Genomic DNA, 26,546 nt, shown 5'->3' on the forward strand with positions numbered 1-26,546 from the left:
CCCCTACGGGTGCTTACTGCTTGCCGCAGTTCGAGGCCAGCTTCTGCTCCTCCGCGGTGAGGGTGGGACCCGGGGTCGGAGCGGCTGTGGTGGGCTTGGAGTCAGGGGTGGCGGCGCCGTCCGGCGTCTCGGCCGGCGGCTTGCTCGCCTGGTCGGCGGCCTTCTCGGCGGCGGCGCGGCGCTGCTCGGTCTTCTTGCAGGCCGAGGCCTGCGCGGCGAGCTCGGAGATCTTCGTCTCGGCCTTGCCGAGGCTGCCGCCCGCGATCGTGTCCTCGACCTGCTTCCGCTGGTAGGCGGGGAGGTACTTGAGTTCGATCTCGGGGTGGTCCTTCTCGACCTTCGACAGCGAGACCCAGGCCAGGTCCTGGCTGATGCCCTGGTAGAGCGCCACGTGCTGGTCCTTGGAGCCGACGAAGTACTGCGTCTGCGTCCACCGCCAGCCGCCGTAGAGCCCGCCGCCGACGACGGCGAGGGCCAGGACGATGAAGAAGGAGCGCTTCAGCCACTTGCGGCCGGTGCGGGGCTTGGCGAAGTCGTCGTCCGTGTACGACTCGAAGGAACCCTGCGGCGGCATGCCGCCGTAGCCGTGTTCGTCGCCGCTGCCGGGCGGACCGAAGCCGCCGGCGGGCGGCTGCTGGTGCGGGGCGGGGCGGCCGAGACCGGATGCGCGGCCCGCGGGCGTCTGCATCGCCCCGCCGTCGTTCAGCTGGGCGGCCTGGTTCTCGGCGACCGCGCCCACGATGACCGGGGTGTCGCTGAGGTGACCGGCGAGGGTGTCGCCGCCGTCGACGTCGAGGACGTCGGCGACGATCACCGTGATGTTGTCGGGGCCGCCGCCGCGCAGCGCGAGCTGGATCAGCTCCTGCACGGTCTCCTGGGGGCCCTGGTAGCTGGCGAGCGTGTCCTCGAGGGTCTGGTGGGACACCACACCGGACAGGCCGTCGGAGCAGATCAGATAGCGGTCGCCGGCCCGGACCTCACGGATGGAGAGATCGGGCTCGACGTGGTCACCGCTGCCGAGCGCGCGCATGAGGAGCGAGCGCTGCGGGTGGGTGGTGGCCTCTTCCTCGGTGATCCGGCCCTCGTCGACGAGCCGCTGGACCCACGTGTGGTCCTGCGTGATCTGGGTGAGGACACCGTCACGGAGCAGGTAGGCGCGCGAGTCGCCGACGTGCACGAGGCCGAGGCGCTGACCGGTCCACAGAAGAGCCGTGAGCGTCGTGCCCATGCCCTCCAGCTGCGGGTCCTCCTCGACCATCATCCGCAGCTGGTCGTTGGCGCCCTGCACCGCCGTACCGAGCGAGGTGAGGATGTCGGAACCGGGGACGTCGTCGTCGAGCGTGACGAGGTTGGAGATCACCTCGGACGAGGCGACCTCACCGGCGGCCTGGCCGCCCATGCCGTCGGCGATGGCGAGCAGCCGGGGGCCGGCGTAGCCGGAGTCCTCGTTGCCCTCGCGGATCATGCCCTTGTGGGAGCCCGCGGCGAAACGCAGGGACAGAGTCATGCGCACCTGCCCTGTCGACGCTGCATCGGGGTACAGCCGGTCTCGACCCACACTGCCCACCCTCCGGTCGCTCCGCTCATTGTCGTACTACTTCCGCAGCTCGATGACGGTCTTGCCGATGCGAATCGGCGCGCCCAGCGGAATCGGTGTGGCGGTGGTGAGGCGGGTCCGGTCGAGATAGGTGCCGTTCGTGGACCCGAGATCCTCGACGATCCACTGGCCGTCCCGGTCCGGGTAGATCCTGGCGTGCCTGCTGGACGCGTAGTCGTCGTCCAGCACGATCGTCGAATCGTGCGCCCGGCCCAGCGTGATCGTCTGGCCCTGGAGGGCGACGGTGGTGCCGGTGAGGGTGCCCTCGGAGACGACCAGCTTGGTCGGGGCGCCGCGGCGCTGCCGCCCGCCCGCGGTGGGCTGCTGGCCGCGCTGCTGCGGAGGCGCCGCGGTCTGCTGGCGCGCGTTCTGCTGCGGCCGGGCGTCCTGGCGCCGTGAACCGCGCTGCGTCACCCGCGTCCCGAACAGGTCGCTACGGATGACCTGGACGGCCACGATGACGAACAGCCACAGAACGGCCAGGAAACCCAACCGCATGACCGTAAGGGTCAGCTCTGACATTGCCCCCGCTTCACCCTTCGGCTTGCCGGTAAACGATGGTGGTGCTGCCCACGACGATCCGCGAGCCGTCGCGGAGCGTAGCGCGGGTGGTGTGCTGCCCGTCCACCACGATGCCGTTGGTGGATCCCAGATCCTGGATCGTCGAGGGCGTTCCGGTCCGGATCTCGCAGTGCCGGCGGGAGACGCCGGGATCGTCGATCCTCACGTCCGCGTCGGTGCTGCGGCCGAGGACCAGGGTCGGGCGGGAGATCTGATGGCGGGTGCCGTTGATCTCGATCCAGCGGCGGACCTGGGAGCCCGCTCCGGCCCCGGCGCCCGTACCGGGCACGGCCACGGGCCCGCTCGCCGGGCGTCCGGCGGGTGCCGCAGGCCGGTGGCCGGGAGCGCCGGGAGGCGGCGATGCGGGCATGGGCGGGGCGTCGGCCGGGGGGTACCCGTAACCGCCGCGGCCCTGCGCCTGGCCCTGCTGCTGGTGGTACTGCTGCTGTCCGGCAGCGGGCGGCTGCGGCTGTGACGTACTCGACGCGAGTGTGCGGCTGCGCACCCGGTACAGACCGGTGTCGAGGTCGTCGGCCTTCTCCAGGTGGACCTTGATCGGACCCATGAAGGTGTACCGCTGCTGCTTCGCGTAGTCCCTGACCAGGCCGGCGAGCTCGTCGCCGAGCTGACCCGAGTAGGGGCTGAGGCGCTCGTAGTCCGGCGCGCTCAGCTCCACGATGAAGTCGTTGGGGACGACGGTCCGCTCGCGGTTCCAGATCGTCGCGTTGTTGTCGCACTCGCGCTGGAGCGCGCCGGCGATCTCGACGGGCTGGACCTCGGACTTGAAGACCTTGGCGAAGGTGCCGTTGACCAGACCTTCGAGGCGCTGCTCGAATCGCTTCAGGACTCCCATGGGGCACCTCCTCCGTCGTTGCCGTCCTGGTACTGCTTACTGATCGTATCCACGCGTCGGGAAATCGGCTGGTTCCCCTTCTCTGCCCTGTGGACGAGTGTCACCTCTCACAGCCCTTCCCCCGGATCGTAGAGGCGGCCTGTGGACAGTGTCCCGCACCCGACGGAGGGACCGGCGGTGGGACCGGTCGTCCGGCCCTGAGGGCCGAGTGCGGTCCGTCACCTTTCTCCCTCCTTCCTCCTTCTTCCGTCTTCTTCCCTTGGTCCCCTCTTATACGGTTCTTTCCTCCTTCTCCGGATCTCGCCGGATCTCACCGGATCTCTTCAGATCCTTCTGATCCACCCTTCGGGGGCTCGCTCCGGTCTCCCTCTCTCCTTGTTCTCCGGGAGCGGGGGCGAAACAAGGGATGTGAATCCACGGTCTGCGACGTGCTAATCTTCAGATGTCGCCAGGCGCTCGAACCGAAAGGTGAGAGGGCAGGGAGGCCACCAATGCGCGGGTGGCGGAATAGGCAGACGCGCTGGATTCAGGTTCCAGTGCCCGAAAGGGCGTGGGGGTTCAACTCCCCCCTCGCGCACCAGGGGACACCGACGAAAGTGTCCTTGCAGCACCGACGAAACGGTCGGCATCGTGATCACGATGCCGACCGTTTTGCTTTTCCTCGCTGGTCAGGCGGGGTGTGGGGTGGTGGAACGCAGACTGCCGACGGCCTTCAGGCCGTCGGCAGTGGTGTGTCTGTGGTTGTTCGCGCGGTGGTGGGAGCCCAGCGCGGGGGCAGGGGTTCGGGTCAGGCTGTGGGTGTGAGGTAACCCACGGGTGTCCAGTGGCCGAGGGGCAGCGTTGCCCGTCGGCGGGTGGGGCGTCGGTGGGGGCGGTCGCCGTTGAGGGCGATGCTGCCGGCCCAAGTCGCCAGTTTTCGTTTGTTGGCGTGGGCGAGTTGGAAGGCCAGCAGGATGGCCTGCGCGGCGATGCCGCGGATGCGGCGGGTGCCACCGGATTCGAGGCGCTCGTACAGCGGGTCCTTGCCGAAGCCGTTCATGCCCTCGATGGCGTTGCGGAGCCGGAAGTAGACGCGCTGCCAGTCTTCGGTGCCGTACTGGAGGGGTTGCCAGAGCTGGGCGCCGGCCTCGGGCGGGAGGGTGATGGTGTGCTGGGTGCAGGTGGTGGGCGAGCCGGTGGGGCTGGGGTCGGGGCTGATGAGGGGCAGGTGGATGCCTCGGCCGAGGGTGTAGGGCTTGAGGGGGCACTGGACGCGGTTGGCCTCGGCGGGGCACATCATGCGGCGGTGGCCCTCGGTGTCGGCGCGCTGCTTGGGCATGAAGAGGTAGGTGGTGCGCTGCTGGATCCGGTTGAGCCAGGTCTGTTTGTCGATCTTCTTGGCGACGAGGTCTTTGGTGGCGTCCTTGAGGGGCTGGGGCATGGAGGGGCAGTACCAGTTGCCTTCGATGAGTTCTGCCCCGGCGAACTGGGTCTGTACGCCGAGCTGGTCCTTGGCGTAGTCGTAGACGGGCTGGTAGCCCATGGCGCGGATGGGGAGCTGGAACTTGTGCGGCTTCTGGTCGGGGTAGAGACGGTCGCCCGCGAGGTAGCCGCGGGGATAGCGGGCGTCGACGTGCCGGAGGGCTTCGATGGCGACTTCGGCGGGGCGATGGCTTGGCTTGTCGAGGGAGAAGGCGACGACGAGGGCGGGGACGACGTCGGGGCTGGCCGAGCCGTCGGGCAGCGGTGCGCCGTCATGGTCGGGGTCGCGTGCGACGACGAGGCAGGCGTCGTAGCCGTACAGCCGCTTCTTGACCCGGTCCCGTGCCGGTGCGTCTGCAATGACGGGGTCCTTGTGCTTGGCGGTGCGGATGTACCAGCCGGCTTCGGGGTCGCTTGCCGTGACCGGGCTGTTGGCCGAGAGGCCCTTCGAGTAGGTGCCGACGACGGTGGCGTCCAGGGCGGCCGAACCGCTCCAGCGGCCTTCCAGTAGCGCGTGGGCCTCGCGCAGGGACATGGCGAGGATCAGGTTGGCGATCCGCAGCATGAGCGATCTCCTGCGGGCCAGTTCGTCAGGGTCGGCTTCCTGGAGGAGGCGGGCCGCTGCCTCCCGGTCGAGGCGGTGGTTCTTGGGCAGCGGTGAGGGGTCGACGGCTCCGACGATGCGGTGGAACAGACGGCGGACGACTCCGTACGCGGCTTCGAAGCCCTGGGAGTGGTCGGGATAGCGGGGGATGTCGAGCTGCTCGCGTGCCTGGTCGGACAGGGTGAAGCACAGGACATTCGTGACCGAGGTCAGGGTGACCGTGCCCGCGTTGCGTGCGGCGGCCAGGCACATGCCGAGCAGCAGGGCTCGTACGGCGAGCTTCCGGCGACGGCCAGTGGGGCGGGCGACGAGCGGCTCGATCTCGGCGACGAGGCCGGAGGCGTCCAGTTCGGCCAGCACTTCGTGGACCTCGCCGTCGGGGATGGGCAGGCGGCTCGTGCGGAGCTTGGCGATGTGCTCGTGGCGGTCGAGGCGGCTGGTCATCTACAGCTCCCTCAGCAGGGCGGCGGCCTGGTCGGGCGGGAGATTGCGGACGTGGGGCAGGATCCGGTCGATCGAGCGCAGGGTGGTCAGGCCGGCGGCGGCCATCAGCGTGGGCAGGTGCATGCGGGCCTCGACGGCGTCGACGAGCCAGGTCGCACGGGCCCGGCCCATCACCAGGGCGGGTGTGCCGGGCGTTCGCTTGGTGCGGGCGAGGAAGTTGGTGACGGTGTTCGTGCCGCGGGCGTGACTGGCCGGACGGAAGAGATAGCGGGCCTGGCCGGGACGGGAGGCCCAGGCCACGGCCTCGATGAGGACTGGGGCCCAGGTCCTGCGGCACAGCACGATCCGCTTCCGCCGCTCGCGGACCGTTACGGCGACCGCGCCGTTGGGTGCTTCGCGGATGTCGTGGGTGCGCAGCGGGATGATCTCGGGTGAGTCCAGGGCGCAGCCGAGTCCGAGGGCGAGCAGGGTGAGGCAGCCGTAGCGGAGTTCGTCGGTGGGCTGGGCGCGGGCTGCGGCGTACAACTGGGCCTGTTCCGGCTTCGTGTACGGGCGGGAGGGGTCAGAGCCCGAGTAGGCGGCCGGGTCGCCGGTGATGAGGTCGGGGCCGAGCAGGGCACGGCGGAGTTTGTTGAGGCGACCGCGGCGGTTGGAGCGGGACGACTCGTCGGTGTGCAGGTAGCCGGTCGCGAGGTACCACTCGATCGCCTCGGGAGTGAGTAACTGCTCGGCTCTTGTGGACTGTCCGCAGGCGTCCGCGTGAGCGGCGGCATACGCCAGGGCGCCGAGCCAGTCACGGGCCTCCTTCGGCGTGCCGGGCTTGGCCTTGGTGACCGCGCGACGGCAGTCCGCGCCGATCCGCTCCCAGACAGGGCCCGGAAGCTTGGGCCGGTACCGCTCGATCGCGTCCATCGTGACTCTCCACCAGGAATAGACCCCGGGCGGGGTGATATTCCAATAACATTCGGTGAGAGTGGCGGCCGCCGTCATCCCGGGAGGTCCGTATGGGCGAGACTCTTTCCTGTGCCACAGGGAGACAAGCGCAGCCGCAAGCCCGTCGGGTACGTCCTCGAGGGCACCTGGCCGGGCGCTGTGCTCGATGACCACCACGGGGCGCGGGTCGCCCAGGAAGTGGCCGCGAGGCTGCGGAAGGCGATCGACGCGAACGGCTGGTCGATGGTGGAGGTGGCCCGGCGCACGGGCGTCGACCGGCTGACCGTCACGCGGGTGCTCGCTGGGCAGGTGTGGCCCGATCTGCTGACGATCGCGACCCTGGAGAAGGCGCTCGACGTGGACCTGTGGCCCGGTCGAGAGCCAGGAAATCCGCCACGATGAATTCGCATGAGCATTCGGCTCCTCGAAAAGAGGCAGGGTGAAATGGCCGAATGCCGTACACGCCCAGGCGGTGCCGGGTAGTCTCGGAAACGGCCTAGCTGGCCATGACCGTCGCCGCAGACCCATGGGGTGCCACCCGGGGTCGCTTTACGCGGCGGCGGTCATTTATGTATTTTGCGGTTTGTTTTTGCAGTGGTGATTGCCGACGAGGTCTCTACGTCAGGCAAATTTCCAGTTCATGCGGGGCCGGTAGTAAGTGTGGAAGTCGCCTTCGATCGTCACCCGTTCCAGCGCGCCGCGTCGGGCGAGGTTGCGGAGGTTTTCGCGCAGCGCGCGGCGGGCTGCGATGTCGTCGTCGACGCCGAGGAGGTTGGCGACATCGCCGGTGCCCCAGTTGATATCGGGGCGCTGAGCCATCACCGTGAGGATCTGCTTCATTCGGGCCCCCCGGACGACGACCTCAAGCGGGAGGTCGTGCGGCGCAACGGTCGACGGGGCCACGTCCACGGGGGTGGACTCCCGGGGTGGAAGGTGCGGACCGGGGGCAGCCGGGTGTTCCGGTGCGGGCGGCTCATTGGAAGGTCGCGCGTCGGGCGGCGACGCGTCCGCCAGGACGATCTTGAGCTGAGGGCCCTGCTGGGCGGCTGTGGGGGCGTCGGCGGTGCTCTCCTGTGGGGCGAACACCTCGCGAGCAGTCTTCAGCGCGGACCGCCTACTCGTCACGGCCGCCCAGACTTCTTCCCTCCCCAAGGAGAGTCGCATGCGACGCTCCTTGGCCAGCCGCAACGACTGCTCAAGCTCGTCGATGCGGGTGTCGCATTCCTTCAGCGCCGCATCGAACTTCCAGGCCCAATCTTCGAGTGTGTCCGGAGACTCATCCGGGATGATCTGCTCAGTCGCCTGAAAAGCCATGGTGTCACGGTAGAGGCAGGCGGCCATATATGTCCTGCCTTCCCTTTAGCTGGCATTGACATTCGACAGGCAGGGGGGTTGTCGTTCCGATTTGCCCTAGTTGTATATTCGTTGCTCGAATGAATGAGCGGGAATATCGGGTTCGCTGGTCGCCGGTTTCCTCTGGGTGTTCTGGATAGTTGGCCAGGGCGACCCGGTAGAGCTGCAGCTGTCCCGGCACAGATGGCTTCCCAGGGGCCGTGTCCTGTCAGTCGTGCGCGCTGCGCCAGGGGGCGGCGAGGTCGTCGAACAGCGTGCGGGTGAGGTTCTCGGTGCCGTCTCGGATGGCGCGTATAGCTCCGCTGCGCAGTAGATAGCCCAGTCGGTCGGCCCGGCCGCCGGTGAGCTTGTGCAGATGGTCGGCCATGTCGGGCAGGGTGCCCTGCACATGCCTGCGCAATTGGAGCGATGCCTCCGCTCGTGCGAGGTGATCGCGCCAAGTGCAGTCGCACGGCATCGGACTCAGCGTCAGGTGCAGCAGGCGGCGGCTGGGCGCGAGGCAGGCCAGGGCAGCGGTGCGACCTGCGAACACGAAGGTGGCAGGGACCCGATCACACAGGTAGTCCACAGTGTCGAACACGGGCGTGACAGAGCCTCTTGCCGCGTGCAGGTACTCGAATTCGTCCACCAGGACCAGGCCCGTACCCAGCCGGTTCAGCGCGTCACTCGTCTCGCGGGCCAGGACGGCCACCCCGGCCCGATCGCGGACCGGGGCCGATGCCTGTCGGGCCAGCTCCGCCAGGAACACGCGCGGGGTCGTAGCCGGCGCCACCCGCAGGTAGACGACCGGCGCACGAGTGCCTTCGACGGCGATCGGTGCCCGCGCTGTGTAACTCCGGCCGAGCGCCAGCAGCGCCGTGGTCTTGCCCATGCCGGATCCGCCGCTCACCAAGATGCCACGGCGTGCACCGGAGGTGTGCTCGTTGAGCAGCGTCAACTCCTCGGCCCGGAGAAGCGCGGCCTCGACGTCAGGGGTGAGAAGAGGGAGCCCGGCGTGGTATTCGATGCGGGCCCGGTCCGGGGCGTCGACGGCGGGCGTCCGGCCTGGTCCCGACATCGGGATCGGGGTGACGACGGGACGACCGTAGGCGGCGGAGCGCGGGGCGCGGAGGGGCAGCAGCGGAGCGGGCGTCGTGGCCGGCACCGTGGACCATGTGTCCTCCGCCGTGCGCGCCCACACGTGCCGTCGGTCGTAAGGGTCTTGGCGTACGTCAACCGGGTGCTGCCCGCGCAGACTGTCCAGGGCGGGGCTGTCGTAGCGTTGCCTGGCCAGGTGCAGCCCCGACCCGGTCACGCGCCTACGCACGCCGGGGAACAGGGCGGCGAACGCCTGTGGAGAGGGGGGTGTGGCGACCCAGCCCGCCTGCGCGGTGAGCTCCGAATATCTGAGAACCCTGCTGCGAGGGGACTGATGCGTAGCGAACCCGCCTTCCAGTCCGTGGAGTTCGTCGTGATTCCACTCCTCATGGGTCCACACATCGAGCAGGTTCTGCAGCATGTCCATAGGCCACCCGGCATCCCGGGCCTGATCGCTTTGTGCCGATTGCAGGCAGGCACTGAACCGGCCGGTCAACTGCCGGGCCACGACCTCGGCATGGTGGCGTATATGCGGCAGCGAGTCGGGGGCGGTGCGTACGAGGACACCGTGGCGGCGGCACGCGTCCGCCAATCGGGGAAACGTGAGTGCCTGGTCCAGGAGCAAGGTCTGCGGCCGGACGAGTGGTGGCAGCCCCTCCCCGCCATACGGACCCTCCGGGACCACCTCTTTGTGCCCGGAGAGCCAGTCCGCCCGTCGATCTGCGGGTGTCCACATCCGAGCCAGCAGCGCGGCTCCGTCCACAGGCCGTGAACCCTCCCGTACGACGGCAGTCAGCAGCACCTCGGAGTCGGCGTCCAGGGCGAACACCAGCCCCAAGTCCCGCTGCTCGCCGTGCGGGAGCGGCAGCGGGGCAAGCCGTACGGCGTCCACGACGACCTGCCGTCCCGGCCATCTGTCCGGACCGGCGATCAGACCCGCAGCCTCCAGTTCGGTGTACAGGCGGTGGAAGGTCGTCCGTGAAGGCAGCACCAGCGACCCCGAACGGACCTCTGCCTCCAGGAGTCTGGCGACCTGGCGGCGGACCGACTCGACCCCTGGCCATTCCCCGGCTGACTCCGACGCCGTCGTGCGTATTGCCCCGAGAAGCCGCGGGTCCCACCGCGCCCCGAGGTCCTCACGGCGCCAAGCCCGGCCGTCCACCAGCCCGGCCGGCCCTTCCTCCTCGTACCGCTGCCGTTTGCGCCGGACCGTTCGAGCGGAAGTGCCCCGCAGCCCCGCTCGCCGTAGCTCCTCGGACTTAGCCTCCTCGCGCTCGCCCAGAGTGCGCCGTGCCGGATCGAACTCGGGCCTCGGCCGCGCGCCCGGAGGCGAGCCGGGCGGCAGTCCCGTCAGCACTTCGACGATGTGGGGAAACCACCACCGCGCCCGCTCGGCGGCGTCACCCACGGGCTGAGGCGGCCCTCCTACGGGAGCACGCGCCGCCAGGTCCAGCACCGTGAAGCCTGGGCTACGCAAGAGCGCCACCACGTCCTCGTGCAGCGTGGCGCCGACCGCGTCCGTCAACGTCAGGCGCCTGCCGTACACGCTGGTGACCGTGCACGCCCGCCCGTCGAATCGGACTCGGTCACCCACGCCCAACCGGTCCGGCCACGCCGCGTCCATTCACCCCTCGGTCCGGATACGGGGTTGGTCCGAGCCGCACCGAGCAGCGCCCTGGTGCGTTCACACCGCACGTGGGCGTTCCTCGGTCCTGCTCGGACCGACCAGCCGTGGCGTTCAGCGAAAAGGATGCGGAGGAGCCGTACCAGGGCTGGCCCGGTATCGAGTTCGCTGAACGCTCTGACGGGGAGATCCTGCCCCGTACCACCCGGTTGGAACACCCAAGGTGATATTCCTATAACGAAGAGTAAGGGTGGCGTGTATGACACCCGCCGACACGGCCTCCCCCGTACTCGTGAAACAGGCCGTCCAGGAATTGCGTCGCGCGCTGCTGATCGTTCTGCTGTCGCACGACAGCAGAACGATCCTCCTGGAGCGACGGCCGGGGCAGCCTGTCTGGTGGCCGCTGTGCGTCGACGTACCGCCCCATCTTTCGTACGCGCGTGCCGTGCACCGATGGCAGAAACGCGTGGGTCGCTGGACGACCCTGCGCCGAGGTGCGGTGAGTGGACGGCTGATGACCGGGACGACGTATGGGCGCTGCGACTACCTGGTCGTCATCCTCAAGCTGTGCCGGGACGAGGCGCCGGGGAAGTTTTCGCCGCACGGGGGCCTGGTGGCCTCTCGTGGACATCGACCCTGCGGCCGTTTTCCCTCAGGAGCTCGGCATCCTGATGACTGGCTACGTCGAGGGGTGGATCCCGGACGGGACCATCACGCTGGACGCTTGAGGCTGTCGTAGTTGTCCGAAGGGGCACATCCGTGCATGGAACGGGAAGCCGTGGTGGACGTGGGGGACCTGTCAGCGGCTCCGCTTTGACCTGCTGCCACCACGTGATCTTGAGGGGTTGACGCGCAACTATCGGTGATCACGTGGTGGCCGATCAGTGCCCAGCTGGTCCCGCTGCAGGATCGCGGTACCAGCCTGGCGTGCTAGGAGAGATCCTGGAACGAGGTCCAGCCGCTGCTGCCGACGACCGTTCCGGATCCCACGGCGTTCGGATAGAAGTAGAGCTTGCCGTCGCTGCCGGTGGACCAGATGTCCGGGGTGCCGTCCTTGTTGGCGTCGGGGACGGCCGTGAGATGGGGACGGGCGGCTGTGGTCCAGCCGGTACCGATGACGGAGAAGCTGTAGCCGGATCCGAGGCTGTCGCCATCCTCGCTGCCGGTGTAGAGACGGAGTTCGCCGTTGGTGGTGTTGCGGGCGATCAGGTCGACGTAGCCGTCCTTGTTGCGGTCACCCGGAGCGGCGAGCGTGAAGCTGGCCCAGCCGGCGGTGCCGATGAGCTTGGGATCCCGGTCATCGAGATAGTGGTTGGCCGAGCCGAAGTAGAGCCACAGGAGGTTGCCCTCCTTGACCAGGAGGTCGGGGTGGGCGGGGGTATCGATCACGCCGTCGGCGTTCGTGTCGAGCGGTCCGTCGACGTCGCCGATGGCGAGGATCTCACTGGCGGTGGACCAGTGGTTGTTGGCCGGTTTGCGTACGGAGAGGGTGATCTTGTCGAACAGGCAGGCCTTTGACACGCCGTCGGCCTGCTCGTTTCTTGCGGAGCAGGCATAGCCGAAGCCGTTGTTGGGGTGGATGGTCAGTGTCTTGTCGCCGTCGGCGGCGGCGGGATTGAGGGCGATGAGGTCCTCGTATCCGTCCTGTGTCCAGTCGTCGCGGCGGGTGATGTCGGCGCCGTCGAAGTTGTGGTTCGACGCGACGGTGTAGGGGGCCATGATGCCGTTGCCGTTGCCGCTGTAGAACCACAGGTCACCGTCGGTGCGCACACCGTAGAAGTCGGCGATTCCGTCCCCATTGAGGTCACCGGACTTGTCCTTTGTCCCCGGCCCGTTGGCGTAGAACCAGTACCGGGTGGTGTCGGAGATGTTGCCGCCCTTGTCAATCGCCCGGACGCTGAGGGCGTGCCTGCCCACGCTGGGTGGAGTGAGGTTGATGTCGGCGAGATTGCCGCCCATGAAACCGAGGTCGATCTTGCGGACGGTCGGGTCCCAGTCGGTCCAGTACTCGAAGGCGCCAATGACCTCATCGTTGTCCTTGTTCAGCACCCTGAACGTTCCCTGGCTGCGGGCCATGCCGGTGACTTCGGGCCAGCCTGCGGATCCGTCGGGGAACTGCGTCGAGGTGACGCTCGGCGGGAAGCTGGGCCTGGTTGCGTCGAAGAGGAACTCGCAGGTGCGGCTCCAGGGGCTGACGAGTTCGCCGTCCTCTGCACGTGCGTGCCAGGAGAAGCTGCCCGTGCCGGTCTCTCCGGCATCTGCCAGGAGGTCCTTCAGCTTCGTTCGGAGAATCGGGAGCGTCGCGCCCTTGCCGGAGGGCACGTCAACGACTTGGTTGACTTCGTTGGCGGCACCGCCGTGGCCAGTGGGCCACAGCACGAAGCGTGCCTTGACCGTGCCGCCATCGGGGTCGGAGAAAGTTCCAGCCAGGGAGATGTCGGTGTTGCCGATCGTCTTGAAGAAGTAGCCGCCGGCCAGGCAGGCCTCGGTGTTCGTGTCCGGAGTGGTGTCAAGGTTGGAGGGCGGGTTGGGGTACGTGTTGTAAGTAGTGGTGAGTCTCGCCGTCCCGGCGTCGAACTTCTTCCACGCGTACGTATCGGCCTCGTTCGTGGCACGGAGACCTATCGTGATGTTGTTCCACTTCTTCGCCACCGCGTCCTTGGCGGCGGGGGTGGCATCAAAGGCGAGATCGCCTGCCGGGCAGCCGGATCCCCAGCCGAGGGAGTCGTTGACGGAGTCGAGCTTTGCCGCCCACATGGTGCTGTTGTCCTGGCTGGTCCAGGTCGTGGACGAGGAGATGCTACCGGTGCGCCAGAGCTCGATGCCACGGTCGCCACAGGAATAGGACCAGACGTTCTTGATCCGGAACGTCGAGGTCTTGATGTACTTCGTGGTGGTGCCCCACAGATTGTTGGAATCCATGCGGAAGAATGATCGGGCGAGGCCGTTGGTGTAGTTCTCGTACCCGGCGCGTGCGAGGTTGGTCCCGACGCTTCCGTCCGAGTTATGCCAGCCGGCTCCGTTGTAGTAGGCGGCGTTCGGGGTCGCCTTGTAGGCGATAGCCCATGCCTCGCGCACTCCGGGGGCGGAGAAGGTCGGATCGATGTACACCGGGTAGGTGGTGTCCTCGCCAGTGAGCAACGGCTGATCGGGTGCCAACGTGAGAGATGCGTCGCTGACGGCCAGGTCAATGTCGGCTTGCTTGGCGCCGTGACCAGGCTCGAATCCGTCGGTCGGCGGTGCCGGTGTCTCGTCGGCGAACGCTTGGGCTCCGCTGGTGGCTGTGGAGCTGTCCCACATGCGCGGGGTCGGGGCCGTGAAGACCTCTTGGCCGGCCGGGTCGACGGCGGTCAGGTTGCCGTCGGCATCAGCGGAGACGTTCAGGTCATCCGTCGCCATGGAGAGCCGGATGGACTTGAGAGCGGGGTTCGCGGCGGCCTCGGGCGTCTTGACGACGAGGAGCTGACCGAAGCCGGTGTTGCCCGCGCGGAGTACCAGGTCGACCCCGGGAAGGACCTCGCGGTAGGTCGCGCTGTCGCCGTCGGTATCGGGCTGAGGCAGAGGCGATGGCCAGGTGAGCGAGAGCTTCCGGCCGTCGCGTGTGATCGTGACGGCTGGGTCCGTGCCGCCGCCGGAGAACGAGAGGCCGGTGGTGGTGGCCTTCGGTGCGATCCTCCCGTCCGCTTCCAGTGCGAGGTTCGTGTCGATGGGGACGAGTTTGTTGTCCTTCCGCGTCCACCTCGGCAGTACGTACTGCTCTTGGGTGTAGCTGCCTGACGGATCGGCGAACAGCTGAGACGTCTCGGTGCGGCGGGCCAGCACCTCGACCGGCCTTCCGGTCTCCTTGGCCTCCTTGCTCGCCACATCCTCCGGCGTCGGCTGTGGCGTCTCGACCTGCGAAGAAACGGGCCCGTCCGTCGACGGGTCCGAGGCAGCCGCGGCGAGCTGAGGCGTGATCGACGTGCCGATCAGGGCGGCCGCCGTAGTTGCCACTACGGCGATGACTGTTCTCGATCTTGTTCTTCTTTTCCGATTCCTCATGATCTCCCCTCCCAGGATTTGGTCGACACGCAGACTAGATCGTCTTTCTCCTGAAAAGTGGATCTGTTTTCCAACGGTCTTCGGTTGGCTTGATTCTGCTTCTTGATCTGCAAGGCGTACGTAGAGGGCGCCCGTCATGTCCGATATCAGTCATGCGACTTGACTCAGTGCGTGTTCGATTTCGGCCGTTGGTGAACTCCTGAGGGGGGCGCTTGTTATCTTCCGTCGGTTAGTGATGGATCTGTGATCCATGTGTTCATGGGGTGGGGAGACGATCACGTGAGTGGACTCGAAAAAAGCAGAACTCGTACCGGTAGAAGACGTGTCCGAGCCGTCGCGACACTGACGGCGGGCTTCCTTTCCGCAGGTCTACTGGGGGGACCGGTCGCGGCGGCCGTCGAGGAATGGCGGCCCGACAAGCCACGCAGGATCGACCCGGTACAGGTGGAGCCTGTGGCTCCGTACCAACAGGGCACCCGTCAGAAGGCACCGACCGAAATGACCTGGCGGACACCTCAGGTGACCTGGCCGGCGCAGGCATCGGCGGACGTGAGCCTGGGTAGGACGTCCGTCGCGATCTCGTCCGCGAAGGCGGGCGTCCAGGCGTCGCCGCTCGTCGACCCGACGGTCTCGGGTGTCCGCGTGTGGAAGCAGGACGCGAAGCAGGCCGACAGGGCGCGTGTGAACGTGCTCGGCCGGGACGCGGCCGAGCGGCTCGGAGTGGAAGGGGTCGTGCTTTCCGTGCAGCCCCTCCAGAAGGGGATCGGTGACGTACGCGTCGAGCTGGACTACGACGCGTTCCGCGGCGCCTACGGCGGCGACTGGGCCTCCCGGCTCCGCCTGCGGGAGTTGCCCTCCTGTGCGCTGACCACGCCCGGAGCCAAGGGCTGTGCCGTCGGTGCGGAGTTACCGACGGCCAACGACGTCGAGACGGGGACGCTCTCCGCTCCCGTGACGCTGTCCGCGGCGCCGGGCGAGGCCACCGTTCTCGTGGCCACCGCGGGGGCGGCCGGCTCGTCCGGCGACTTCAGGGCCACGTCGCTCGCTCCGTCCGCATCCTGGTCGGCCGGCGGTTCCAGCGGCGGTTTCTCCTGGAACTACGACATCGACGTCCCGGACGTCCCCGGTGACGTCAGTCCACAGCTCAAGCTGGGCTACAGCTCGCAGGCCATTGACGGCCGGACTGCCGCGACCAACAACCAGCCGGGCGGTATCGGCGACGGCTGGTCCATGGAGCCCGGCTACGTCGAGCGCCAGTACGTCTCCTGCATGGACGACAAGGCGAACAGCAACAACACCACCGCCAAGGTCGGTGACCTGTGCTGGAAGAAGGACAACGCCGTCCTCAACCTTGGCGGCAAGACCAACCAGCTCATCTGGGACACCGCTTCGAAGAAGTGGCACCTGGAGGCCGACGACGGCACCGAGATCGACAAGCTCACCAGCACGGCCGCCGACAACTACGGCGACAACAACGGTGACGACAACGGCGAGTACTGGAAGGTGACGACGCCGGACGGCACCCAGTACTACTTCGGCGCGAACCGGATGGACGGCTGGGCCGCGGGCAAGACCGAGACCCGCTCCACCTGGACGGTCCCCGTCTTCGGAAACCACGAGGGCGAGTTCTGCTACAACGCCGCCTTCAAGGACGCCTGGTGCCAGCAGGCCTGGCGCTGGAACCTGGACGCCGTGGTCGACCCGCACGGTGACGCCATGACGTACTACTGGGGCGAAGAGGTCAACTACTACGGCCGCAACGTCGACCCCAACACCGGCGCCTCCACCGCGACGGCATACGACCGCAGCGGCTACCTGAAGCGCATTGAGTACGGTCTGCGCGACACCGCCCTCTACGGTCAGCCGTCTGCGAAGGTCGAGTTCACCAATACCGAGCGCTGCATCACGGGTTGTTCCACCTTCGACGCGACCAATGCGAAGAACTGGCCGGACGTGCCCTTCGACCAGTACTGCGCCTCCGGGACCGAATGCAAGGACCGCTACTCGCCGTCCTTCTGGACCCGTCTGAAGCTCACCACGATCGCCACCCATGTCTGGTCTGTCAGCGCGTGGAAGCCGGTCGACAGCTGGGCCCTGGACGCGAACTTCCCGCCACCCGGCGACGGTGGCGCGCCGCTCTGGCTCAAGTCGATCACCCGTACCGGACACACCGGAACAGGCGCCGTGCAACTACCCGCGGTCGGTTTCAACGGCACTCCTCTGCCCAACCGTGTCGAAGGCGCTACCACTGGAGGCGACCCGGACCCGCTGCCTGGCATGAGGCGCTTCCGGGTCACCGCCATCCACACCGAGTCCGGCGGCACCATCGGCATCGGTTACACGTCCGAGGACTGCTCGGCCACCAGCGTGCCCTCGCCCACCTCGAACACCCGGCGTTGCTACCCGGTCAAGTGGTCCCCACCGGACGCCCCGGCTGCGAACTACGAGCCGTACCTCGACTGGTTCCACGCCTACGCCGTCAACCTGATCACCGAGAACGACAACACCGGTGGGGCTCCCGCCAAGCGGACCGAGTACACGTACCCCGACGGTATGGCCTGGGCGAAGGCCAAGGACGACGAGTTCACCAAGGCCGAGCACCTCACGTACGGCGATCGCAAGGGCTTCGGACGGGTCCAGGTCCGCACCGGCGCGTACCCGTTCCAGCGCACGCTCAAGGAGTACCGCTACTTCCGCGGCATCCCTGGCGCCTCGGTCAAGGACAGCGAGCAGATCGGCGTCACCGACCACGAGGCCTTTGGCGGCATGACGCGTGAGGAAGCCACGTACAACGGTGAGAACGGCGGGCTGGAGTCGACCACGAGCTTCACGCCGTGGGTGTCCACTGCGACCGCCACGGAGACCCGGGCGGAGGGGCTCCCCGCCCGCCACGCCTACATCACCGGAGGCGCGGAGGAGAAGACCCGCACTGTCGTCGGCCAGAACTGGCGCACCACCGAGACCCACCGCACGTTCGACGCGAACGGTCACGTCCTCACCGAGTCCCGGCTCGGCGACACCGCGAAGTCGGGCGACGAGAGGTGCACTACGACGACCTACGCACCCGGCGTCATTCTCGGGATGCCGTCAGAGATCAGGACCGTGGCCAAGCCGTGCGGTACGGCGCCGAGCCTGCCTGACGACCTGATTTCCGTCGAGCGCCGCTACTACGACGGGGCGACCTCGATCACCACCGCGCCGGTGAAGGGTGATGTCACCCGCCTCGACGAGCAGGACGCGGCCGGCACCGGCTACCTCACCACCGCTCGCCACGCCTACGACCAGCACGGCCGCGAGCTCACCGACACCGATGCGCTCGGGCAGACCACCACGACCACGTACACCCCGGCCACGGGCATACCCACCTCGATGAAGGTGACCAATGCCCTCAGCCACGCCTCGACGACGACGTACGATCCGGTACGCGGAGTGGTCACCGCTGCCGTCGACGCCAACGGCAAGCGCACGGACGCGGTTTACGATGGCCTCGGCCGCGTGCTCAAGGTGTGGCAGCCCGGCTGGGCCAAGGCCGACCACGCCACGCAGCCGTCCACGGAATACAGCTACAAGATCTCGAAGACCCAGGCCAACGCGGTCACCACGAAGACCCTGAAGCAGGATGGCACCTACCGCACCACGTACGCCCTGTACGACGGTCTGCTGCGTGAGCGCCAGTCGCAGGCCGCAGCCGTCGGCACGCTGCACACGATCATGTCGGAGACCCGCTACGACTCGCGGGGCTGGGTCTGGAAGAGCTTCGCCCCGTACTACGGCGACGTCGCCCCGTCCACGACGCTGTACACGGCCAAGGAGCAGCACCAGGTCGACAACGTCACGGAGAACTTCTACGACGGCATGGGCCGCGTCACGGACGCCGTGTCGCTCTTCCGCGGCGACGAGAAGTGGCGGACGACGACCGCCTACGGAGGCGACCGGGTCACCGTGACCCCGCCCAAGGGCGGCACAGTCACCACCAAGGTGGCGGATGCCAACGGACGCGCCACCGAACTCATCCAGTACGCGGGTGCCGGGCAGACACAGCCCCAGTCGACGACCTACACCTACGGCAAGTACAACGAGCCCACCGCGATCACCGACCCGGCCGGCAACACCTGGACGTACACCTACGACAACCGAGGTCAGAAGACCGAGGTCGACGACCCCGACAAGGGCACGACCGTCCTCACCTATGACGCCAACGGACAGGTCGTCACTGGCGAGGACGCCGAGCACAACATTCTGACGACCGTCTACGACAAGCTCGGCCGCAAGACCGAGGTCAAGAACGGCACCACGGTGCTGGCCAAGTGGACGTACGACACCCTCGCCAAGGGACAGCTCACCAGCAGCAGCCGGATCGTCGGTGGTGCCGAGTACAAGGAGCAGGTCGACGCGTTCGACGGCCGTTACCAGCCCACGTCGACCACCCTGACCGTCCCGACCGCTGCGGGCGGACTCGCCGGCACCTACAACTGGGAATACGGGTACAGCGAGCAGACGGGCGCCCTGGTATGGGCGGAGAACCCTGCGGTCGGTGACATTCCCTCCGAGCTGGTCGTGACCAACTACAACAGCGACGATCAGCCCTACCGCACCACCCGCGCCGGAAACCTCCTCGTCGCCAACGTCCAGTACGACGTCTTCGGTCGGCCCGTCGGCACCGAGTTCGGCCACGATCTGGACAAGAAGGTCTTCCGGACCCTGGCGTACGACGAGCACACAGGGCGACTCCTTGAGCGGACCACCGACCGGTTCCTCGCGCCGAGGCGGGTCGACCGCTCCCTGTACGCCTACGACCCGGCGGGCAACGTCACCGGGATCACCAGCACGACCGGCCAGGACGCCACCGCGTCCACCGACCGTCAGTGCTTCACCAACGACGCCCTTGGCCGGCTGACCGAGGCGTGGACGGCTAAGGCCGACTGCGCTACGGCACCGACCACGACCAGCGTCGGCGGCCCGGACGCGTACTGGCTGACCTACGGCTACGACAAGCTGGGCAACCGAACCGAGCAGAGCAACAAGCTCGGCGGCATCACGACCGCCTACACGCACCCGGCGGCGAAGGCCGACCGCCCTCACGCCGTCCAGCAGGCCACCGTTACCGGCGGTCCGGACGACGGGCGGGTCAGCAGCTTCCAGTACGACGCGACCGGCAACACGACCAACCGGACCATCGGCACGAAGGTGCAGAACCTGGTCTGGGACGCCGAGGGCCACCTTGCCACCCTCACCGAGGCCGGCAAGACCAGCAGCTACGTGTACGACGCCGACGGCGGCAGGCTCATCGCCAAGAACGCGGACGGCAGCAGCGTGCTGACCCTGCCCAACGGAGATGAACTCAAGGTCGCAGCGAACGGCGCCAAGACCGCCACCCGCTACTACACCCACGACGGCGAAACGATCGCTGTCCGCACGGGCGCGACCATCTCCTACCTGGTCGGCGACCACCAGGGCACGGCCATGACCGCCATCAACGTCTCCACCCTCGCCGTCACTCACCGCAAGCAGCTCCCCTTCGGCGAACTGCGCACGGCCCAGTCGGGCGCCTTCGGCACCCGCGGCTTCGTCGGCGGCACGAACGACCCGACGGGCCTGACACACCTGGGAGCCCGCGAGTACGACTCGACCATGGGCCGCTTCCTCTCGGTCGACCCGATCATCGACGTCGGTGACCCGGCCCAGATGAACGCCTACGCCTACGGGCACAACAACCCGCTGACCAAGGCGGACCCGACGGGCCTCCGCCCAGATGGCCCGGTAGGCGGCAACGGGGTCTCGGACTACTACTACGCCCAGGAACGGGGCATGACGACCGGCCACTACACCCAGAAGAACGGCCAGTACGTCTGGAACCAGAGCCCGAGGAAGGACCCCGAATCCCAGCGCCGCTACAAGTCGTACCGAGCGGACCCGGCGAACTACAAGGTATTCCACTACGACGCCAAGAAGGCTGCCCAGGCAAAAAGGGCTGCCGACGACCGGAAAGCCGATCGAGATAAGGCCGACGCCGACCGTCGTAATAAGGAAAAAACCTGGGGAAGTATCCTGGGTGGCATCTGGGACAATACGGGTGGAAAGGTCGTATCTGGGGTCGCAAATGCTGCTGAAGCCACCGGCGAGTTCGTATCCGACCACTGGCGAGGGATCGCGCAGATTGGAATCACGGGTGCAGCTGTCATCGGTGGGGCTCTCTGCATCGCGGCAACGGCGGGTGTCTGTGGAGGCGTGATAGCTGGGTACGTCATCGCTTCAGGTATCGGGGCAGCTGGAGGAGTGGCCGGCTATTCGATCAGTGGTGGAAAGCACACGGCTACGGGATACGCGCAAGCTGCAGGTGTAGGGGCTGCGCAGAATGTAGGGGGCGTATTTGCAGGAAAGCTCGCCTTCAGGCTGCATGCGGCAATGAAGTTCCGTAGTAGCTGGTCGGGAATGGCGAAGCTAATGTTCACCAAGAAGAAGTATTGGAAGCCGTAACCGTTCTGTGGTGATCCGAGTGACTGGTGCCCTTCGGTGGGTGTCAGCCGCTCGGATTATCGGGGAGTCGAATATCCGCGATGATTCGCTTTAATTTAGCGATTAGGGGCCGTTGGAGAGACGGGTCTGCGTATCCCAGTAGCTGGCCTCGATGGTGCGGGTGAGGGCAAGTTGCGTGATTGGCTTGCTTGATTGCAGCTCGCTGGCGTCCGTGAAGATGTTTTCAGGTCGCGAGAGGCTCCGCATCGCGCAGCGGGTACTATCTGTGTAAGAGGTGTGCTGTGGCAGAGGGGGTAGGGGTGGGGCAAAGAGTGCGACGGTCTGCTGGTACACAGACATTCACGGATTTGCTGAGATATCCGAAGCGTGTCATTGAGCAGTTCACGGTTGATGCTCCGACTCGGGCAAAGGCGGATGTCGATGCGTTCAATTCCGGCGAGGCGCGCGCTGTTTCCGCGTTCGCTTGGGATGGTAGCCGTTTCTTGCAGGGAGTGCTGATCCTTGATCCCGCTGCACACTCACCTGTGATCTGGTTTCCAGTGCGATTTATCGGTAGATCCGGTGGCGTGGATTTGATTGCTCCGTTCCGTGTCTATGGGGTGGGGCCGGTAACTGGTGATGGCGGTCATGTGGTCGACAAGACACTGTTCCGCCTGTTGTCTCTGCGAGATGCCAATCAAGCCTGGGAACTCGCGATCCCCGCCATTGATGTACCTCTGGTCCGTAGCGCGCTCTCCATGAGGTCGATGCCAGGGCCCTCTCCCTGTCCGCCGTCACCGGAGTAACCGCTGTGCTCGCGGGCTTCGGTGAACTGGCCGGGCACGGGATCACCGAGTCCTGAGTCGGCAGCCCTCTGACTGGAGTGGTGGGAAACGATCTACACCAGCGGGGGAAATGATCTCCACGGACACCGGCGTAGGCCCTGACCAGCGGGTTTCGTCGGTGCCCCACCAGACGGAAGCCCCGTAGGTCATCGACCTACGGGGCTTCCGCTTATGTGTCGCCGAGTGTGAGCCTTCACACGTCGGGTCGCGGACCCGAGGGCCGAGTGGCTGGGTCGCGACTTTTGTCGTCGTGGGGCGAGACGAAAGACGGACGTCCGCGAGTGGGGCCGCTGCCTAGGGTGCGAGCGTGGACGTTATGTCGAAGTCGGGGGCCCGGGACGCGAGCCGGAGCAGCGGGATGACCGCGACGACCGGGATCAGGACCAGGTTCGCCGCCTGGTGGGGATGGTTCGCCGTACCGGGGCAGTGGTCGCGTCGCAGGACCGCCGGTGAGATCTCGCTCGCCGTCGTCGTCGCGCTGCTCGCCGCCGGGAGCGAGGAGCTCCTGGGCGGCGAGGGATGGCGGCTTGCCGGGGTCGCCGCAGCTGCCGCCGTGCTGTCGCTGGCGCGCCGCAGGCTGCCCGCGAGCGTCCTCGTCCTCGCCGCGGCGCTCGCCCCCTTCCTGCCGGGCTTCGGGCCGCTGCTGATCGTGGTCGGCTGGTCGGCCGGCCGGTACATCCCGAGCGTCGGGCGGGCGCTGGCCGCCTTCATGGCCGCCTTCGTCCTGGACGTCGGCGGGACGCTCCTGGAGACCTGGGACCAGCAGCGGCTGCTCACGGTGGCCTTCATCGCGACCCTCTACTACCTGGGCACCACCCTGGCGCCGGGCCTCGCCCACCGCTATTGGATCCAGCGGCGGACCCTGCTGCACGCCCTCCAGGAGCGCAACGCCCAGTTGCTGCGGGAGCGGACCATGGTGGCCTGGCAGGCGCGCCTGCGAGAGCGGCAGCGGATCGCCCAGGACATGCACGACAGCCTCGGCCACCAGTTGGCGCTGATCGCCGTGCACACGGGCGCCCTGGAGGTCGACCGGGAGCTGAGCGAGCGGCAGCGCGGGGTCGTCGGAGTCCTGCGGAACGCGTCGGTGACGGCGATGCACGAGCTGCGGGAGGTCGTCGGCATATTGCGCGACGGGATCGAAGCGACGACCGGAACGGCCTCCGCGCCCGCCCAGGCCGGGGGCGAGACGGGGCGGGCGGCACGAGGCACTGCGGGCATAGAGGGGCTCGTGGCGTCGGCGAGAGCGGCCGGAACCACGGTCGGGCTGCGCCGGCTCGGGGAGGAGCGGCCGCTGGCGCCGGCCGCGGACCACGCCGCGTACCGAATCGTCCAGGAGGCGCTGACCAACGCCTACAAATACGCGCCGGGGGCGCCGATCGGCGTCGAGCTGCGGTACGAGCCGGACACCTTCGTCGTGGAGGTCGTCAACGAGCCGTCGACGGGCGGCCCGGCCAAGGACGTCGTGAGCGGTGGTCAGGGACTGACCGGACTTGCCGAGCGGGCCCGTCTGGTGGGCGGCATGTGCCACGCGGGTCCGGCCGACGGAGGCGGCTTCCGGGTGGCCGGGATGCTGCCGTACGGGGCTGCGCCCGTCGCCGAGGCGGCGCCTTTGGTCGATGCCGCCGACGACTTCCGGCAGCAGTCGACGGAGCCGCTGGTGAGTGATGGTCGTCCGGTCGTGGTCGGACCGGCCGACTGGACGTTCACGGAGCGGGAGCTGGCGATGGCGGTGCGCGGGGGCAGAGGCAGGGGCATGGGCGCGGGTGGCGGGGTCGCGCTGGGCTGCGGGATCGCCTTCGGCGCGGTCGTCCTGCTCGTGGTGGCCGCGGGCTTCGGTCTCTTCTTCATGATCGGTTCGCTGGAGAAGGGAATGATCGATCCCGAGCGGTACGACGAGGTGAAGGTGGGCATGACCGAGCGTGAGGTCCGGGACCGGCTGCCCTCGGGCGACTCGATCGCCACCGCGGGCCTGGGCGGCAAGGGGCCCGCGCGGCCGGAGGGCGCGGACTGTCTGGTGCTGCTCTCCTCGGAGAGCGGCGAGTCCTTCGAAGAGGAGCCTGTTTTCCGGTTCTGCTTCAAGGACGGCAAGCTGATCGAGAAGAAGTCGTACGTGGTCGAGCAGCGGTGACGCTGTCCTCGGAACCACCAGGAGGCGTGGGGGAGCAGCTGTGGCAGGGCAGCCCATCAGGGTCGTGATCGCCGATGACGAGCCCCTGATCCGGGCCGGGATCCGGATGATCCTCATCTCGGACCCGGACATCGAGGTGGTCGGCGAGGCCGCCGACGGCCGGGCGGCCGTCGAGGCGGCGCGGGCGCACGCCGCCGACGTGGTGCTCCTCGACATTCAGATGCCGGTGCTCGACGGCCTCTCCGCGCTGCCGGAGCTGCGCCGGGCAGCGCCGGCTGCCCGGGTCATCGTCCTGACGACCTTCGGGGAGCGGGAGAACGTCCTGCGGGCGCTGGAGCACGGGGGCGCCGGGTTCCTGCTCAAGGACACGGCGCCGGCGGAGCTGATCCGGGCGGTGCAGGCGGCCGCGGCGGGTGACGCGTATCTGTCGCCTGCGGCGACCCGGCACGTGGTGGAGCGGCTCGCCACGGGCCGGGAGGCCACGCGGTCCGAGCAGGCGCGGGTGCGGGTGGCGGCGCTGAGCGAGAAGGAGCGCGAGGTGCTGGCGGTGCTCGGGGAAGGGCTGTCCAACGCGGACGCGGGTCGGCGGCTGCACATGAGCGAGGCCACGGTGAAGACGCACGTGAGCCGGATCCTGGCCAAGCTGGACTGCGAGAACCGTGTCCAGGCCGCGCTGCTGGCCCGGGATGCGGGGCTGGGGCTGTAGGCCCTTCCGGGGGGCTCTGGTTTCGCCCTGGCCGCGGGTCGGGCCTGGCTGTGGTTCGGTACTGGCCGTGGGTCGGCGGGCCTGGCTGTGGGTCGGCGGGCCTGGGCGGTCCGGGGGCGGGGTGGTCAGCGCGGGGGGTTGTCCGGGAGGCCGGTCGGGCTCGCGGCGTTGTAGCGGAGCAGGTACGCGGCGAACCGGGCGAGGTCGTCGGCCGACCAGTCCCTGAGGCGTTCCTGGTAGGCGGCGAGGCGGCTCGTCTGGGCCGAGGCGAGGACCTGCGCGCCCGCCTCCGTGGGGTGCAGGACCTGGACGCGGTGGTCGTCGGGGGCGGGCCGGCGCTCGATCAGTCCGAGTCTCTCCAGGGTGGCGACCTGGCGGCTGACCGTCGACTTGTCTAGCAGGTAGTGGGCCGCGAGGTCCGTGGCGCGACAGCCGCGCTGCTCGTCGATGTGGGCGAGGAGCGTGTACGAGACGAGCGGGAGCTCGGGGTGGACCCGGGCCGCCGCGGCGCGGGCGCGGCGAGCGAAGGCCGTCAGCTCGCGCTGGATGACGTCCACGGACGCCTCGCGCGGTACGTCTGCGCTACCGGTCATGTGCGCTCCCCTGTCGTCGGTCATCGGTGGTTGTCGTCGGTTGCCGCCGTCTGCGCTTTCGGTTGTATAGTACAACGGTTATTTAGTTGTAAAAGCCAACCATGGAGGTTCCGGTGGCCGCAGGACCGAGTACCCACGACGCGTTGCGACATGTCCTCGGACATCTGCTCACTCCCCTGCTGATGTGCATCGGCATGGGCCTCGCCTACCTCGGCGCGTTCCACGCCCCCGCACCCCACGACCTGCGCGTCGACGTCGTCGGCTCCGGTCCGAGCGCCCAGGTCCTCGCCCAGACGCTCCAGGACCAGGGTGCGGGCGCCCTCGACGTCCGTACCGTCGCCGACCGGGAGACGGCCGTCGCCTCGCTGCGCGAGCAGGGCAGCTTCGGGGCCTACGTCCCCGGCGAGCAGCCCGAGCTCCTAGTCGCCTCCGGCTCCTCCGACACCAGCGCCATGGCCGTCGAGAAGGTGTTCACCAGGGTCGCCGCCGCACAGGACGCCCCGCTCAAGGTCACCGACGTCGCCCCCGTCGCCTCCGGCGACCCCACCGGCCAGGGCGTCTTCTTCCTGCTCGTCGCCCTCAGCATCGGCGCCTACGCCTCGGTCGCCGTCATCGGCGGCGCGGGCGCCGTCCTGCCCATGCGTGTCAGGGCTCTCCTCGCCGCCGGCATGTCGCTGGTCGTCAGCCTGATCGGCATCCTGTTCGCCGGACCGGTCTTCCACCTCGTCGACCAGGGTCTCGGCGGAGTCTGGGCGATGTCCTGGCTGTACGCGGCGGGCATCCTGCTCGTCGGCGTCGGCCTTCACACCTTCCTGCGCCGCTGGACCACGCTCGGCGTGATGGTGCTCTTCGTCATGCTCAACTTCACGAGCTCCGGCGGTATCTACCGGCCCGAGCTCCAGCCCGGCTTCTTCGGTGCGCTGCACGCCTTCTGGAACGGCGCCGGCTTCGTCGAGGGCATCCGCAGCCATGTGTACTTCGGCGGCCACGCGCTCGGCGGACACGTCCTCGTCCTCGCTGTGTGGTTCCTCGTCGGAGCGGCTCTCGTGGTGACCGCAGGCGTCGTGGAGGCGGCCAGGCGGGGCGGCGCGGCACCGGCCGGGGAGAAGCGCGGCGAGACGGGTGCCGAGTCGGGCGGGCAGTCGGGCGGCGAGTCGGGCGCGGAGAAGGCCCGGGCAGAGGCGAGGGCGGAGGAGGAGATGGAGGAGGCGGTCGCCGTCTGAGGTTGTCCACAGGGCGTTGTCCACAGGGGGAGACGGTCGATCAGATG

The 26,546-nt window shown here is 68.2% G+C and carries 14 protein-coding genes and 1 tRNA gene; 6 read left to right on the top strand and 9 right to left on the bottom strand.

From position 1 onward, the window contains the following. Window positions 1-13: 13 nt before the first annotated feature. The 3 genes from ACWFR1_RS08750 to ACWFR1_RS08760 all read right to left on the bottom strand — a co-directional run bounded on the left by ACWFR1_RS08750 (window position 14) and on the right by ACWFR1_RS08760 (window position 3,011). Window positions 14-1,507, bottom strand: coding sequence for a Stp1/IreP family PP2C-type Ser/Thr phosphatase (locus tag ACWFR1_RS08750; RefSeq protein WP_453548106.1), 1,494 nt, complete (start codon window positions 1,505-1,507; stop codon window positions 14-16). An 87-nt stretch (window positions 1,508-1,594) separates the two neighbouring features. Then, window positions 1,595-2,119 (bottom strand): FHA domain-containing protein FhaB/FipA, encoded by a 525-nt coding sequence (locus ACWFR1_RS08755; RefSeq protein WP_453548108.1) that lies wholly within the window; start codon window positions 2,117-2,119, stop codon window positions 1,595-1,597. Between the two features lie 10 nt (window positions 2,120-2,129). Then, the gene (locus ACWFR1_RS08760; protein WP_453548110.1) at window positions 2,130-3,011 is read right to left on the bottom strand and encodes an FhaA domain-containing protein; all 882 of its coding nucleotides are present in this window, start codon (window positions 3,009-3,011) and stop codon (window positions 2,130-2,132) included. Window positions 3,012-3,504: 493 nt separating this feature from the next. Between ACWFR1_RS08760 and ACWFR1_RS08765 the strand changes: the two genes are divergently transcribed. Further along, window positions 3,505-3,591 (top strand) — tRNA-Leu (locus ACWFR1_RS08765). 207 nt (window positions 3,592-3,798) lie between these two features. On the opposite strand, the gene ACWFR1_RS08770 is transcribed toward ACWFR1_RS08765, so the two are convergent. Further along, window positions 3,799-5,520, bottom strand: coding sequence for a hypothetical protein (locus ACWFR1_RS08770; protein WP_453548112.1), 1,722 nt, complete (start codon window positions 5,518-5,520; stop codon window positions 3,799-3,801). After that, window positions 5,521-6,432 carry a hypothetical protein gene (locus ACWFR1_RS08775; protein WP_453548114.1) on the bottom strand — a complete coding sequence of 304 codons (912 nt, stop codon included), beginning with the start codon at window positions 6,430-6,432 and terminating at the stop codon, window positions 5,521-5,523. A gap of 111 nt (window positions 6,433-6,543) precedes the next feature. On the opposite strand from ACWFR1_RS08775, the gene ACWFR1_RS08780 reads away from it, so the two are divergent. Then, the gene (locus ACWFR1_RS08780; RefSeq protein WP_453548116.1) at window positions 6,544-6,855 is read left to right on the top strand and encodes a helix-turn-helix domain-containing protein; all 312 of its coding nucleotides are present in this window, start codon (window positions 6,544-6,546) and stop codon (window positions 6,853-6,855) included. Window positions 6,856-7,074: 219 nt separating this feature from the next. On the opposite strand, the gene ACWFR1_RS08785 is transcribed toward ACWFR1_RS08780, so the two are convergent. From ACWFR1_RS08785 to ACWFR1_RS08795, 3 genes are all read right to left on the bottom strand, one after another. Next, window positions 7,075-7,767 (bottom strand): hypothetical protein, encoded by a 693-nt coding sequence (locus ACWFR1_RS08785; RefSeq protein ID WP_453548119.1) that lies wholly within the window; start codon window positions 7,765-7,767, stop codon window positions 7,075-7,077. Window positions 7,768-8,014: 247 nt separating this feature from the next. After that, complete coding sequence (locus tag ACWFR1_RS08790) at window positions 8,015-10,507, bottom strand: AAA family ATPase (RefSeq protein ID WP_453548121.1); 2,493 nt, start codon at window positions 10,505-10,507, stop codon at window positions 8,015-8,017. A gap of 930 nt (window positions 10,508-11,437) precedes the next feature. Beyond that, entirely contained in the window at window positions 11,438-14,686 is a 3,249-nt protein-coding gene (locus tag ACWFR1_RS08795; RefSeq protein WP_453548123.1) for an FG-GAP repeat domain-containing protein, read from the bottom strand. Window positions 14,687-15,235: 549 nt separating this feature from the next. Between ACWFR1_RS08795 and ACWFR1_RS08800 the strand changes: the two genes are divergently transcribed. The 3 genes from ACWFR1_RS08800 to ACWFR1_RS08810 all read left to right on the top strand — a co-directional run bounded on the left by ACWFR1_RS08800 (window position 15,236) and on the right by ACWFR1_RS08810 (window position 24,683). Continuing rightward, window positions 15,236-21,025, top strand: a complete 5,790-nt coding sequence (locus ACWFR1_RS08800) for an RHS repeat domain-containing protein (RefSeq protein WP_453548219.1) — start codon at window positions 15,236-15,238, stop codon at window positions 21,023-21,025. Window positions 21,026-22,207: 1,182 nt separating this feature from the next. Continuing rightward, window positions 22,208-23,977, top strand: coding sequence for a sensor histidine kinase (locus ACWFR1_RS08805; RefSeq protein WP_453548125.1), 1,770 nt, complete (start codon window positions 22,208-22,210; stop codon window positions 23,975-23,977). 40 nt (window positions 23,978-24,017) lie between these two features. Continuing rightward, the gene (locus ACWFR1_RS08810; RefSeq protein ID WP_453548127.1) at window positions 24,018-24,683 is read left to right on the top strand and encodes a response regulator; all 666 of its coding nucleotides are present in this window, start codon (window positions 24,018-24,020) and stop codon (window positions 24,681-24,683) included. Between the two features lie 125 nt (window positions 24,684-24,808). Here the strand turns inward: ACWFR1_RS08810 and ACWFR1_RS08815 are convergent, their stop codons facing one another. Continuing rightward, on the bottom strand, window positions 24,809-25,276 hold the full coding sequence (locus tag ACWFR1_RS08815; protein WP_453548129.1) for a MarR family winged helix-turn-helix transcriptional regulator: 468 nt from the start codon (window positions 25,274-25,276) through the stop codon (window positions 24,809-24,811). A 101-nt stretch (window positions 25,277-25,377) separates the two neighbouring features. Between ACWFR1_RS08815 and ACWFR1_RS08820 the strand changes: the two genes are divergently transcribed. Further along, entirely contained in the window at window positions 25,378-26,499 is a 1,122-nt protein-coding gene (locus ACWFR1_RS08820; protein ID WP_453548131.1) for a hypothetical protein, read from the top strand. Window positions 26,500-26,546 lie beyond the last annotated feature (47 nt).

The organism is Streptomyces sp. NPDC055103 (assembly GCF_053607625.1).

Bases quoted from the DNA above. Each gene is read 5' to 3' on its own strand.
- ACWFR1_RS08775 (WP_453548114.1), bottom strand. From the start codon at position 6,432: ATGGACGCGATCGAGCGGTACCGGCCCAAGCTTCCGGGCCCTGTCTGG.
- ACWFR1_RS08790 (WP_453548121.1), bottom strand. From the start codon at position 10,507: ATGGACGCGGCGTGGCCGGACCGGTTGGGCGTGGGTGACCGAGTCCGA.
- ACWFR1_RS08820 (WP_453548131.1), top strand. From the start codon at position 25,378: ATGGAGGTTCCGGTGGCCGCAGGACCGAGTACCCACGACGCGTTGCGA.
- ACWFR1_RS08815 (WP_453548129.1), bottom strand. From the start codon at position 25,276: ATGACCGGTAGCGCAGACGTACCGCGCGAGGCGTCCGTGGACGTCATC.
- ACWFR1_RS08750 (WP_453548106.1), bottom strand. From the start codon at position 1,507: ATGACTCTGTCCCTGCGTTTCGCCGCGGGCTCCCACAAGGGCATGATC.
- ACWFR1_RS08785 (WP_453548119.1), bottom strand. From the start codon at position 7,767: ATGGCTTTTCAGGCGACTGAGCAGATCATCCCGGATGAGTCTCCGGAC.
- ACWFR1_RS08760 (WP_453548110.1), bottom strand. From the start codon at position 3,011: ATGGGAGTCCTGAAGCGATTCGAGCAGCGCCTCGAAGGTCTGGTCAAC.
- ACWFR1_RS08755 (WP_453548108.1), bottom strand. From the start codon at position 2,119: ATGTCAGAGCTGACCCTTACGGTCATGCGGTTGGGTTTCCTGGCCGTT.
- ACWFR1_RS08795 (WP_453548123.1), bottom strand. From the start codon at position 14,686: ATGACGGGCGCCCTCTACGTACGCCTTGCAGATCAAGAAGCAGAATCA.
- ACWFR1_RS08770 (WP_453548112.1), bottom strand. From the start codon at position 5,520: ATGACCAGCCGCCTCGACCGCCACGAGCACATCGCCAAGCTCCGCACG.
- ACWFR1_RS08805 (WP_453548125.1), top strand. From the start codon at position 22,208: ATGACCGCGACGACCGGGATCAGGACCAGGTTCGCCGCCTGGTGGGGA.